The organism is Photorhabdus hainanensis (genome assembly GCF_018448965.1).
Taxonomy (GTDB): domain Bacteria; phylum Pseudomonadota; class Gammaproteobacteria; order Enterobacterales; family Enterobacteriaceae; genus Photorhabdus; species Photorhabdus akhurstii.
The window spans coordinates 38899-51685 of sequence record NZ_RCWD01000019.1; the positions used below are offsets into that span (position 1 = coordinate 38899).

The following is a 12787-nucleotide window of genomic DNA, read 5'->3' on the forward strand; positions in this document are numbered from 1 at the left end:
ATGTGACGAATAGGACAACGATCATGAAGAAGTAAATCTTAATGATTGCGGTGATGATGATTACTCAAATTCGCCGCCCAATTATTTTCAGTGGGATGGGAAATCTTGCTACGCAAACGTTTTCGTTTTCTGTTAGAATGCACTTGAAACGGATGCCGAGGTGTCTATTTTGGAATTAAAACATGGTTTGGATTGATTACGTTATTATCGCCGTTATTGGCTTCTCGGCATTAGTTAGCCTGATTCGTGGGTTTATTCGTGAGGCATTATCGCTGGTTACTTGGGGATGTGCTTTCTTTGTGGCAAGCCATTTTTATACTTACTTAGCGGTCTATTTCACCCGTTTTGAAGATGAATTGGTGCGTAACGGGATCGCTATCGCGTTGCTGTTTATCGCTACTTTGATTGTCGGTTCCGTGGTGAACTATGTGATAGGTTCTCTTGTGCAACGGACTGGATTGTCAGGTACTGATCGAGTACTGGGGGTCTGCTTTGGGGCATTGCGTGGTGTACTGATTGTCGCGGCTATTCTGTTTTTTCTGGATACATTTACACCATTGGCTCGAAGTGAAGATTGGAAACAGTCACAATTGATCCCACAGTTCAGTCATATCATTAGGTGGTTCTTTGACTACCTGCAAAATGCGTCAAGTTTCTTGCCGGAGAAATATACCTCTCCGTTTGGCTGATGAGGAAAAACTACATGTGCGGTATTGTTGGTATCGTCGGTTTTACACCGGTTAACCAGTCGATTTATGATGCGTTGACGGTGCTTCAGCACCGTGGGCAAGATGCTGCGGGCATTGCCACTATTGATGGTAACAATGGGTTTCGTTTACGCAAAGCCAATGGCTTAGTGAGAGACGTATTTGAAGCTCGGCATATGCTGCGTTTACAGGGAACGATCGGGATTGGTCATGTTCGCTACCCGACAGCGGGCAGTTCCAGTGCATCGGAGGCTCAACCGTTTTATGTGAACTCTCCATTTGGTATTACATTGACACACAATGGTAATTTGACGAATGCTCATGAGTTGAAGAAAAAGCTGTTTGAGGATGCCCGTCGCCATGTGAATACCACGTCAGATTCTGAGATTTTGCTCAATGTTTTTGCTAGTGAACTGGATTGCTTCCAGCATTATCCATTGGAACCTGACAATATTTTTGCGGCGGTAGCGGCAATGCATAAACAGGTGAGTGGCGCTTATGCCTGCATTGCGATGATTATTGGTCATGGATTAGTGGCTTTCCGTGATCCGCATGGTATTCGTCCGTTGGTTTTAGGTAAGCGCACCTTGGATGATGGCCGTAATGAATATATGGTCGCTTCTGAAAGCGTTGCATTGGATACGCTAGGCTTTGAATTCCTGCGGGATGTCGCATCAGGTGAAGCAATTTATATTACTGAACAAGGTCAGCTATTTACTCGTCAATGTGCTGAAAATCCTTCTCTGACCCCCTGCTTATTTGAATTTGTCTATTTAGCTCGCCCAGATTCTTTTATTGATAAAATTTCGGTTTATAACGCCCGCATACGGATGGGGCATAAGTTAGGGGCGAAAATCGCCCGTGAATGGGAAGATTTGCATATTGATGTGGTGATTCCAATCCCTGAAACATCTTGCGATGTCGCGCTAGAAATTGCCCGCATACTTGGTAAACCTTATCGTCAGGGATTTGTGAAAAACCGCTATGTCGGCCGGACATTTATCATGCCTGGGCAACAGGAGCGCCGGAAATCAGTCCGCCGTAAACTGAATGCTAATCGCGCGGAATTCCGTGATAAAAATGTGCTATTGGTGGACGATTCTATCGTACGTGGTACAACGTCAGAACAGATTGTTGATATGGCTCGTGAAGCGGGCGCGAAGAGAGTTTATCTTGCTTCGGCAGCACCGGAAGTGCGTTTCCCGAATGTCTATGGCATTGATATGCCCAATGCAAATGAACTGATTGCTCATGGGCGTGAAGTGGATGAAATTCGTCAGCTTATTGGTGCGGATGCATTGATATTTCAGGATTTAACCGATCTGATCGACGCTGTTCGTGAAGAAAACCCGGATGTTGATGGGTTTGAGTGTTCAGTATTCAATGGTGTTTATGTTACCAAAGACGTTGATCAGACTTATCTCTATTATCTGGAGAATTTGCGTAAAGATGATGAAGTAAAGCTGAATAATCAGAATGAAATCGAAAACCTGGATATCTATAATGAAGGTTGATGGCCTTCGGGTTTAAATAGCTGTTCGGTGTTTGATGAGGAAAAAATGAAAAGATTGATAGTAGGGCTTACAGGAGCAAGCGGGGCTATTTATGGCGTAAGGCTACTGCAAGTTTTACAACCAGTTGAAGGAATAGAGACACATCTGGTTATCAGTCGTTCCGCCCGCCAGACACTGGCGCTTGAAACAGATTATAGTTTACGAGATGTGCAGGCGCTGGCTGATGTTGTATATGACAACAGAGATATTGCCGCTGCCATCTCTTCAGGTTCATTCAAAACTTCGGGCATGGTCATTCTGCCATGCTCAATAAAAACCCTTTCAGGTATTGTTCACAGCTATACTGATGGATTAGTGACCAGAGCGGCAGATGTTGTATTAAAAGAAAGTCGTAAGTTAGTGCTTGGGGTGAGAGAGACGCCGTTGCATTTGGGGCATCTCAGGCTGATGACTCAAGCGGCGGAAATTGGCGCGGTGATTATGCCGCCTGTGCCTGCATTTTATCATCAGCCTCAACAGATTCAGGATATTATTGACCAGACAGTTAACCGAGTGCTTGATCAGTTTGATATTGAGCTGCCTCATGATCTATTTACCCGCTGGCAAGGGGCTAAAAGCGTTGAGATTTAGCATTTAGCAGGTCTTCAAGTGCCTCTTTTAGCTGAAAATAGCGGAAGCCAAAACCCGCTTGTTCCAAATTATGCGGTATAGCCTGTTGTCCGCCTAGTACCAGTGCCGAAGCTTCTCCCATCAGTAATTTCAGCACAAAAGCAGGTGTTCGAATAATAGCAGGGCGATGCAATACTTCTCCCAATGTTGCGGCAAATTGATCATTATGTACTGGATAAGGGGCGGTCATGTTAAAAGGACCGCTCAAATCAGGCGTCATTAACAGGTAATAGATGCCATTCACCATATCGTCAATATGAATCCAGGGCAGATACTGTTTCCCGCTCCCCATAGGGCCGCCAAGCCCAAGACGGAACAGGGGAAGCATTTTTTTCAGCGCTCCGCCGTTTTTTGCCAGTACAACACCAGTACGTAAAAGACAAACCCGGGTTTTATCACTGGCTGCCTGTAATGCAAGTTGTTCCCACTGCTTACATAGCTGATGAGTAAATTCATCATGAGGCGGCTCGTGTTCTGTGACGACTGTTTGATTCTGATCCCCGTAATAGCCCACCGCAGAGCCGGAAATAAAGACCTCCGGTGGTGTCTGGCTGGCATTAATCAGCTTGCTGAGTTGCTCTGTTAATGTCCAGCGACTCTGGCACAGCTTCTCTTTTTGCGTTGAAGTCCATAGCTTGTTTGCTATGGGTTCGCCAGCAAGATTGATTACGGCATCAAAATCGTTGAGATCGGTTTTATCTTTCAGGCTGGTCCAGCATTCAGCTTGATTGCTGAATAGAGAATAAACTTTTTGAGGTGAGCGGCTTAGAATAGTAATGGAATGGGATAGGGAAAGAAGTTGGCAAACCAGACGGCTACCAATCAAACCTGTTCCGCCAGTGATTAAAATACGCATAACCACTCCTATAACCTAAATTGTTGATATAAGAACTGTTGTTGATATAAAAACTATAGCATATAGCAGAGATATAAGGGCTGGTGGTTAAAGATATAGCTATCTGTCAGTCGGATCAAGTTTTGCGGGGAAATAGTTACCCCGCAGACAGGTATTAGGCTTTGCTATAGGCAATTTGAGTGGCGGGACGTTGACTGATAGCATCAAACCATTTTTTCACCGCCGGATAATCGTTCAGATCAATATTCTGACGTTCATAGGCACGAACCCACGGATAAGTTGAGATATCAGCAATACTGTATTCCTGACCGCCCAGATAGGGTGTTTTTTCCAATTGGGTATTCAGGACTTGATACAAGCGCTTTGTCTCTTCCTGATAACGATTAATCGCGTAAGGGACTTTCTCCGGCGCGAAGTGACTAAAATGGTGATTTTGTCCTAGCATTGGTCCAAAGCCGCCGACCTGCCAAAACAGCCATTGCAGGCTTTGAATACGCTCACGCATATCTTTGCTGAGTAACTTACCCGTTTTTTCTGCCAGATAAGTAAGAATGGCGCCAGATTCGAAAATGGCGATAGGTTTACCCCCATCGACTGGTTGCTGATCAACGATGGCGGGAATCTTATTATTAGGCGAAATGGCAAGAAATTCAGGTTTGAATTGATCCCCGGCGCCAATATCAATTCGGTGAATATGATAGGGAAGACCCGCTTCTTCCAGGAAGAGGGTGATTTTATGGCCGTTTGGCGTTGGAGCATAATACAGATCGATCATGGAACCTCCAGTGGAACACGTAATTGCGTCACACATTACCATTAATTTGTGCAGCGTGTAAGGTATGTTGATACCCTTCCTGGCCTAAGACCAACGTGATCTTCCTGAGCAGTACGACAGGAAGATCATGAATAAAGAAATGATCAGTTTTTCTTCTGGAGAAAAGCGTACTTATTTGGAGCTTGTTTTTATGCTGCCATCCGCGTTAACTGTTGCCCGACTTCCGCCGTACAGATCTTTCCTGAAAGTAGAGTAATCTGTGTGGACATCATCACGACTTTCTAGTTCTGCCAATACTTCCTGGCTGGATACGCTAAACCCTTTGGCATGGATAGGAGAAGAAAAGGGTTCGGTATAGAGATTCAATCCCCACTGAGGCGCTAAACCGTGGTTAGCCGCGCCTAAATTAACTTCAATCATAGAGTGATGATTATCATCAACCAGATAACCCGTTGCTAGCCACCGAGTCAGTTCTTTCATTTCCCGATCCCCACGTTGAATGGATTGCTCTGGTGATTCGCCGTTAGTAGGCGTACCTAAAGCAAGATCATTTTTCAGGCCCGCGCCCAGCAACCTGGCCGCAGTAATAAAACGATCCGTAGTACCCGAAGGCGCGGCGACAGTCGGCAAATTGTGCAAAGCGGCATCCTTGGAAAATCCTGTATTTTCTTTCACATTCCAGACAGAAAAACCGTTGCCACGTTGTACGATAATGTTTTCCTTAGCTAACTCTTGATGTGCTTTGATAGGTTCTGAACGACCAAATTGATAGTCAGTTCTATCCAGCCGGTTGCGAGGATTTAAACTGGCAAACGCCAGCTCTCGGTTGGTCAGACGATTATCGGCCTCAAGTGAAGCGGTGGTTGCCCAGACACTATCCTTATCAGGCGCTGCCGTTCTGAAATCTCTCTGGACTTCTGTAAGGCTATTGCCGGCCAGAGCCGGGTTACTGATAACTTCTTGCCCGTCTTTCTGTTTAGTTACCTGATATAATTCGGGATTTTCAGAGGCATTAAGTTTATTTTCATTTTTAAAAGTGTAGAGATTCAATTGATCAGGTAAGGGCTTTTCCTTAGTGGAACCGCGGGCAGGTGCAAAGTTTTTACTTTCCAAGTAACCAATATCAATTATATCCTTGAATTCTGATTTCAATTCAGGTGATGAATAAATTTTCTCCAGAGTGTCCCGGAAATAAGCTGAGTTAGTGAGATCATAATAAGCAGTGGCCTTCTCCCTCAATGTTAGCGGTTCTGTATCTGCCCTATCAGGTCTCACGCCATTCTGCCGTGCTTCACTAATGATTCGAGTAAATCCACCTGCGCCAAGCTGGCCGACAATACTAAAACCGGGCTTATCTCCGGTATAGGCATTAAGCATTTTAGTAACTGCGGTTAACTCATTACCTTCCGCCCGAACAAAAAGTTTGACCAGATTGGACAAGAGAGAATCAACTGTTTTATGGGCGGCGGTGCTTTCGCTGGCTAAACGAGAAATATTAGTTTCAATTTGTTTGTTAGTTACGACGGATTTTTCATTCCAACGTGTGATAACCGAGGTTGGCGCTGTCAGTGGATTATCAATGGTATTATTTAATAATGGCTCGCAGCAATGGCTAGTTTTATCTGTTGCCGTTGGTTGATGCAATTCAGTTTGATGAATATCGATTCTGGTGTTAGCTCTCTGTATTGAAAAATCTGGCATATTTTTTCTCCGTTATTTTATTCTATTTTCTGTTGTGAACTCTTTGAATTTACAGTCTGAAAAAACGTGTCAAACAAAAATATCGTGGGCCGAAGCGGAAGTGGTGGGTTTAGTTTCTGGAAAAGGAAGTTCGGCTCTTATTTTTTGCAGGTTTCCCAGAATATTAGCCAAGTCAGTAGCATCGATTCGTTCTATATCTTGTAATAAACAGAGACGAATAGTTTGCGTCGGTTGATGTAATGCAAGCCATGCTCCTCCAAGCATATTTATATTACTGTTTAATGAGAGCCAAAATTCCGCATCACTATTCACAAACGGAGCCACTGTATGATGGAAAGTCAGCATCGATCCTGTTGAATCTACTTCTAACCACCAGGGGCCATAATCACCAATGTTCAATTGCACTGCGCCGGTGGAAAGATTCAACATAATGTTGGTTTGAGCGGCAAAATCTGCGCATAATTTTTCTAATTTGGACATCAATAAATCTCATCAAAAAAATTAACAGTAAAATATTGCCACAAATTATGTGGTAGGAGCGTGGGATCGTCTATCAAAAACAGGCAATGATATTGTAGGAATTAATCAGATAGATGGGTTCTTGGTCGGATGTCAACATACGGTGAGGGTTGGTTTTTATGAAGAATGTGGTGATAAACCTGACGGAGTAAAGCGACATACTAATACTGAATTCGGCGATGATTTCCGAGTCTTGGTAGATTAAGGAGCTAGTTCGGACATATTGCGTAATGATTATTTTATATGATGATTATGGCAAGAATATGGAAGTGTCAGGCATTGCTATTATATAGATTATAAATAATTGACATAATATTTATGTCAATAATAAAGTGCTGATATATTGTCACTTGATCTTCTTCGCTATTTTTGTTTGGGATAGATAGGCTGTTTTTATTATTTGATTCATTAAGGATAAAATTTAATGATTAATCATGATAGTAAGTAAGGATAATACTTTTCTCATGTAAATCAAACTATTATTTCTTCTTTTTTTTGATGATGATAATTCTATATCAGGATAATGAGTTTTTGGTTTTTATTTTTTGTGGATTTAGTATTTGTGAAATTAAATAAATCAATGATCTGCATTGTTATTTGGTTGCCATTTTTTACCTTATGTTTTTCATAATGATATTCGTTTTGCATTTATTGAATTTTATTACAATTGCAGACTTGAGTGAATGAATTTTCTCTCCCACTATTATTGATGTATCGACCTAATAATAAGTGTCGAATTAATATTCCAGAATAAAAAGAGGGAGATAATAATTATGAGCGAATTATGCCCACGTGATATTATTGATAGCCAAAAAACTACAGAAAATTGGGTGGAGTTCCAATTAGTTGATGAACAAGGTAATCCATTAGTGAATATGCCTTATCGTCTGATAAGTAGCGGGAGGTTTCGAGATGAACGCAAAGGTGTGACTAATAATCAAGGATTGCTTAGGGAAGAAAACTTATCACCTGATGCGGTGACGTTATATATCAGCGCTCAACCATTAGCTGATGAAATGGAACAACGTCCATTACGGGAAAAACGCAGTATTAGGGCGTCAGTTGTCAAACCAAAAGCGGAAACGGAAGGTCATCAACACCATTATGTGACGATTGGACAGATAAGTGATGGCTTGCCTGTCATTGATAAATGGATAGAAGAGAAACCGCCACGCTATCATTTCCCGGATTCGGTACCGAAAGGTTTTCGTGTCTTCTCAACAAACTGCCGGTATGTTTTGGAAGTATGTCCATTTCGTGCATGGGTACTATTGTTACATCATCAGAAAGATTATTCCTTGGTGAATGCTTATAATTTGGCACTAATGGGATTACTGTCATATTTTGATGATAATGTCGATATAGTTGGTTCTATTACTCATTTTTTTAACCGACAGATGCTGGATATATCTCAATTGCCTGGTAAGGTGGAAAAAATAGCGCGTACTCCCATTGTTTATGATGTGCCATTTAGTGAACGTTATACTGATGTTGTATTTATTGATTCAAAAGCAGGTGAAAGCGGGATAGGAGATACGGAATTATTTTATGCAGCTAACCAACAGGATATTATTATCAGTTGGCGGGGGACGGCGAGTGTTGATGACGCCATTACTGATATTATGTATCAACCATTGAAATTGGGTTGTGAACCAGATGGTGTATGCAGTGGTTTTATTAATAATGGTAAAGTTCACAGGGGATTTTGGGAGGCGTTTAATCTTATTGGTCAGTTAAAAATTCCCGGTTCTGATGAAAACATGTTTGATAAAATTATTAATTTAGCTAAAAACCGAAACGTATTTGTTTGTGGACATAGTTTAGGTGGCGCTTTAGGGTTATTGCATAGCGCCCAACTGAAAGAATATCATCCTTGCTTGTATAGCTATGGGATGCCTCGGACATTAACCCGCAGCGCGGTACAAGAATTAGAAGATATTACACATTACCGTCATGTGAATGAAAATGATTTGGTTCCCTCTATGCCTCCGGAAAAGGATTTGGATAACTGGCTGTATAATTATTGGGGACCATTGGGTTATCTATTTAGCGCTATTGAATTGTTGGGTTTGACAAAAGGTCAGGAAGTTTTTTTACATCATGGAGAAATAGTTCATTTTTATAAGGCTGATCTTATTATTGAGACTTTAAAACAGGATGATTCAAACAACTTTATACGGCTTACAGAGGTATTGCCTGTCATGGCAAAATTGTATTTGATTCCGTCACTGAATCATGAAACTGAAGATAATATGAAGGTGGCATCGGAGATTCAAAAGGAGTTTTTCAAACAGATAAGTAGTGCTGATAGGGATAAATGGTTCCCACGTAATGCAAATCCGACCTTAAAATATGCTTTAGGTGTCCCTGATCACCGTATGCTTAACTATATTCATTACATTGGTGATAGAATTGCAGAATTGTTTGCTCCCGATAAATATTATTTTTATCAAGAACAGAAACAATTATTTGAAAAAACAATGAATGAAAGGAATGATATTATTCCTGATATTCGGCAACGCAATACGCTGTTTTTGAATATGGATAACCAATTAGAGCTAGCACTTATTGATACTCTGCAAGATAAACGCGATATTTTGGCCTTAACACGTTATACCAATATTGCTACGCGGATTGAGAAAGAATTATGATGAAACAGAGGTGAATAAATTAAATATTAAGATATTAATTAATTGAAATTTATAACCAAATAAATAGAACGCCAGAAAATAATGCCGCCATAATGAGGAATATGGACGGACGACGGTTTGAATTTCTCTTTTCTAATTTTCAGGGTTGATAAGATGAAGCTGTCAACCCTGTTATCATTACCAGTAAAAACCTTATCAGACTACAGTTTCTTTACAGTTCTATTTCAAGTTTAGCGAAAAGGTTGCATGAGCCGTCTGAAACGAATAACTTCGTAGGGTCCCTATCGATTTGGTTGTTTTGAGTAGAATAAACATTTTGTAGATTTACAAGTTCTTGCTAATAAAAAAGGTTTTTGAAGATGGAACAAGAGAATGTAGTGAGTGTTGAGTGGATCGATATCGTTAATGAAAATAATGAAGTCATTGCTCAGGCTACGCGTCGACAAATGCGTGCCCAACGTTTACGACACCGTGCGACTTATATCGTTGTTCACAACGGCATGGGAAAGATTTTGGTTCAACATCGTACAATAACTAAAGATTTTTATCCGGGAAAGCTGGACGCGACCGCAGGCGGTGTTGTGATGGCGGGTGAAAATATGTTGGATTCTGCCCGGCGTGAAGCAGAAGAAGAGTTAGGTATTGCCGGTGTGCCTTTTGCAGAACATGGTAGTTTTTATTATGAAGCAGAAGATTGCCGTATTTGTGGCGCATTATTCAGTTGCATCAGTCATGGTCCGTTTGCTTTACAGGAAGCGGAAATTGATGATGTGTGCTGGTTGACGCCGGAGGAGATAACCGCTCGCTGTGATGAATTCACTCCTGATTCGCTGAAAGCGCTTTCTCTGTGGCTGACACGTAATAATGATTTTGATGCAATTATTGTCAATAGAAAAAAATGAGAATAGCCTAAAAAGAATTATCTAATTAATCTGAGTAAAAATTAATGAGGTTGTACGTTCTTATTGATGAAATGCGGGAGGGTGGCTGGCGGCCATCCTCCAATACGACCGCACCGTTCTTTCGAGATTTTGGGCAAACTGTTAATAACGTGCTGTAAAATATGTGCCTGCGACACAAGCGCCACTCTATTTAAGCGGTAAGTAAATATCCGTCAGTAATTCATGTGTAGCGACTTCATGCACAAAATTAAAATAATGAAAGTACAGTGGGAAATCGCGTAGCTCTTCTCCGCTGGCAGGTAGCCAGTCGCGATACAAATATCGCGCACTCTCTGATAAAGAATCATGTGAACCATGATGGCGAGCCACGGCACAGCGTCCACCGGGTATGACGCCGTTAGTCACTCCGAACAGATTATCCTCTTGGATTGGCGCCTCGACTGTGCCGCAAATATCAAAGCGGAAATCTTCTCCTTTTATCGTTGCCGGATCGTGTGGAGCGATACCGTAGGTTTGACTGCTGGTAACAGGTGACAGTCCTGTGGTTTTGCGCCATTCGATAAAACGTGCGGCGGTTGCATTGACCAACTCGGGTTGACCGTGATGGGACAATATAGCAACGAGTGTTTCTGGAAAATTAACAATTTTTACATTCATGGTTTGTCTCCTGATATGTTTTTGTTCAGGCATACGCTGGTGCCAATTTATCCAAGCCGGTTGTTTACGGAACTGGCTTGGTGTCAGACCAAATGACTGTTTGAAGGCTCTGCTGAACGATTCTGGATTCTGAAAACCTGCGTCCAACGCAATATCGATGATTTTTTCTAACGGATTGAATGCCAGACGGTAAGAAGCACGCTTTAACCTCATTAATTGGATATAGCGTCCTACAGGTATACCGCAGTAATTGGCGAACTGCCTATGAAAGTGATAACGCGAAAAATTCGCTACCTCACTCAGTTGTTCCAATGTGAGCGGCTCATCCAAATGGCGCTCAATATAATTAAATACCTGATTGAATCGTTTGACGTAGGCGTCAGTTTTATCATTGTGCATTGCATCCTCCAATTAGAGAGCACTATGCCTGAACATAAGAGACATTGCCTGACTGATATTGCTGACTTTTGCGTTAAGCCGGTGTGGAAAACGTTATTTCAAATGAAATTCTAATCGTGTAAGTAAGGAAATAACAGCACATAGCAGGGCAATGAATTTAAAGCGTATTAGGTAGTAAAATAGTATAAAGATTTTAATCCTCTTGATCTTATTAATGAAAATAACCGGGTTATTTAGGGATGAGAAACTCTATGGGGATATAATTGTTATTATTGAAGAATAGATAGTGTTTAAAAAATTAGGTTTGAATAATGGTTAGTATTTAGAAGATAGAATATCTGGGGAAGAAAAGACTATTTATTGTTCTATTATTGTGATTTAATGGATTTGGTTTGATTTGATAGAAGTCGTAAAGATATTGTATGGCCCAGATAATCTGGGTATCCGCTATGATATACCCTATGGATTTCAAGATGGATCGCGACGGCAAGGGAGCGAATCCCCGGGAGCATAGGTAACTATGTGACCGGGGTGAGTGAGTGCAGCCAACAAAGAGGCAGCTTGAAAGATAACGGGTATAAAAGCATTTCTCGATATTAGCGTGCTTTAATAGGTATTATCAGGAATTAGGATCATGTGGGACCAAATCATAGCTATCTGATTCAGCCGTGGATGAGGACCTTTTTATATAACGGTTATCCATTGGAGTTTAGAATCAGCATTCTAAGGTTAAGGGCTTACAATGTTCTTTTGGACAGGATCATGGAATGGTTATCACATTGTTTGGGGATCGCATGAGTCAAAATTAACGAGTTATAGAGGTTTAACATGGCATTTTCATCAAGACAGAGTTTGCATTATTTAGAACTCAAAATTAAAGAATTGCATGAGATATCATCCAAGCTTAATTTTAGATATCTTTCTGATGCTAGAAGCGGAAGTCGTTTCCTTTTTGAAATAAATGAACTCATCAGAACGGTTAATCATGAGATAGGTACAAATTGCTTGTCTGTTGATGGTGGTATTGCAATCTTGCAAGATGAAATAGATAACCTGAAGAGACAGGAATTTGACTTGTTAATGAATGATAGCCAGATATATATGATTGTTCAAAAAGAAAAAAAAGAAGAAGAGGATGAAAAAACCAATTTAACTTTGAAACGAATTGGTTTTGTTAGCGGTGGTTCTCAGATTTTTGCCGGTCTTGGAGTATGTGTGGCCTCTCTTGGCGCCGCTTGTGCCGGTTTTGGTGTACCTCTACTGATACAGGGAGGAAATAATGTTTATGAGAATGGGTATTACCTGTTATTAAGAAAAGAGGTTTCAGGTCCGGTAAGAGATGTTTATACCCTATGGATTTCAAGATGCATCGCGACGGCAAGGGAGTGAATCCCCGGGAGCATAGGTAACTATGTGACCGGGGTGAGCGAGTGCAGC

General features: G+C 41.3%; 11 protein-coding genes. 6 read left to right on the forward strand and 5 right to left on the reverse strand.

Translation table 11 applies throughout. The features are described 5' to 3' along the window. The first annotated feature begins 182 nt into the window (after positions 1-182). From cvpA to EAE92_RS13010, 3 genes are read left to right on the forward strand one after another with little or no spacing between them, the layout of a single operon-like run. Positions 183-689, forward strand: a complete 507-nt coding sequence (gene cvpA, locus EAE92_RS13000; RefSeq protein WP_214068390.1) for a colicin V production protein — start codon at positions 183-185, stop codon at positions 687-689. Positions 690-703: 14 nt separating this feature from the next. After that, positions 704-2221, forward strand: a complete 1518-nt coding sequence (purF, locus tag EAE92_RS13005; RefSeq protein WP_214068391.1) for an amidophosphoribosyltransferase — start codon at positions 704-706, stop codon at positions 2219-2221. A gap of 45 nt (positions 2222-2266) precedes the next feature. Continuing rightward, positions 2267-2851, forward strand: a complete 585-nt coding sequence (locus EAE92_RS13010) for a UbiX family flavin prenyltransferase (protein ID WP_046396071.1) — start codon at positions 2267-2269, stop codon at positions 2849-2851. Here EAE92_RS13010 and EAE92_RS13015 read toward each other — a convergent pair. The 4 genes from EAE92_RS13015 to EAE92_RS13030 all read right to left on the reverse strand — a co-directional run bounded on the left by EAE92_RS13015 (position 2832) and on the right by EAE92_RS13030 (position 6702). Then, a complete protein-coding gene (locus EAE92_RS13015; protein WP_214068392.1) occupies positions 2832-3746 on the reverse strand; it encodes a TIGR01777 family oxidoreductase in 915 nt (304 codons plus the stop codon). The genes EAE92_RS13010 and EAE92_RS13015 overlap by 20 nt on opposite strands. A gap of 154 nt (positions 3747-3900) precedes the next feature. After that, positions 3901-4521, reverse strand: a complete 621-nt coding sequence (yfcG, locus tag EAE92_RS13020) for a GSH-dependent disulfide bond oxidoreductase (RefSeq protein ID WP_040149674.1) — start codon at positions 4519-4521, stop codon at positions 3901-3903. 171 nt (positions 4522-4692) lie between these two features. Then, positions 4693-6222: a hypothetical protein gene (locus tag EAE92_RS13025; protein WP_214068393.1), complete on the reverse strand. Its 1530-nt coding sequence runs from the start codon at positions 6220-6222 to the stop codon at positions 4693-4695. A gap of 69 nt (positions 6223-6291) precedes the next feature. Continuing rightward, the gene (locus EAE92_RS13030; RefSeq protein WP_105399566.1) at positions 6292-6702 is read right to left on the reverse strand and encodes a type III secretion system chaperone; all 411 of its coding nucleotides are present in this window, start codon (positions 6700-6702) and stop codon (positions 6292-6294) included. 812 nt (positions 6703-7514) lie between these two features. Between EAE92_RS13030 and EAE92_RS13035 the strand changes: the two genes are divergently transcribed. Both EAE92_RS13035 and yfcD read left to right on the forward strand, forming a co-directional pair. After that, positions 7515-9392, forward strand: a complete 1878-nt coding sequence (locus EAE92_RS13035; RefSeq protein WP_214068394.1) for a lipase family protein — start codon at positions 7515-7517, stop codon at positions 9390-9392. A 359-nt stretch (positions 9393-9751) separates the two neighbouring features. After that, the gene (gene yfcD / locus EAE92_RS13040; RefSeq protein ID WP_036778799.1) at positions 9752-10294 is read left to right on the forward strand and encodes an NUDIX hydrolase YfcD; all 543 of its coding nucleotides are present in this window, start codon (positions 9752-9754) and stop codon (positions 10292-10294) included. A gap of 186 nt (positions 10295-10480) precedes the next feature. On the opposite strand, the gene EAE92_RS13045 is transcribed toward yfcD, so the two are convergent. Next, positions 10481-11350, reverse strand: a complete 870-nt coding sequence (locus EAE92_RS13045) for an AraC family transcriptional regulator (protein ID WP_214068395.1) — start codon at positions 11348-11350, stop codon at positions 10481-10483. Between the two features lie 828 nt (positions 11351-12178). Between EAE92_RS13045 and EAE92_RS25010 the strand changes: the two genes are divergently transcribed. Further along, positions 12179-12739, forward strand: coding sequence for a DUF4225 domain-containing protein (locus EAE92_RS25010; RefSeq protein WP_214068396.1), 561 nt, complete (start codon positions 12179-12181; stop codon positions 12737-12739). Positions 12740-12787 lie beyond the last annotated feature (48 nt).

Bases quoted from the DNA above. Each gene is read 5' to 3' on its own strand.
- cvpA (WP_214068390.1), top strand. From the start codon at position 183: ATGGTTTGGATTGATTACGTTATTATCGCCGTTATTGGCTTCTCGGCA.
- purF (WP_214068391.1), top strand. From the start codon at position 704: ATGTGCGGTATTGTTGGTATCGTCGGTTTTACACCGGTTAACCAGTCG.
- EAE92_RS13010 (WP_046396071.1), top strand. From the start codon at position 2,267: ATGAAAAGATTGATAGTAGGGCTTACAGGAGCAAGCGGGGCTATTTAT.
- EAE92_RS13015 (WP_214068392.1), bottom strand. From the start codon at position 3,746: ATGCGTATTTTAATCACTGGCGGAACAGGTTTGATTGGTAGCCGTCTG.
- yfcG (WP_040149674.1), bottom strand. From the start codon at position 4,521: ATGATCGATCTGTATTATGCTCCAACGCCAAACGGCCATAAAATCACC.
- EAE92_RS13025 (WP_214068393.1), bottom strand. From the start codon at position 6,222: ATGCCAGATTTTTCAATACAGAGAGCTAACACCAGAATCGATATTCAT.
- EAE92_RS13030 (WP_105399566.1), bottom strand. From the start codon at position 6,702: ATGTCCAAATTAGAAAAATTATGCGCAGATTTTGCCGCTCAAACCAAC.
- EAE92_RS13035 (WP_214068394.1), top strand. From the start codon at position 7,515: ATGAGCGAATTATGCCCACGTGATATTATTGATAGCCAAAAAACTACA.
- yfcD (WP_036778799.1), top strand. From the start codon at position 9,752: ATGGAACAAGAGAATGTAGTGAGTGTTGAGTGGATCGATATCGTTAAT.
- EAE92_RS13045 (WP_214068395.1), bottom strand. From the start codon at position 11,350: ATGCACAATGATAAAACTGACGCCTACGTCAAACGATTCAATCAGGTA.
- EAE92_RS25010 (WP_214068396.1), top strand. From the start codon at position 12,179: ATGGCATTTTCATCAAGACAGAGTTTGCATTATTTAGAACTCAAAATT.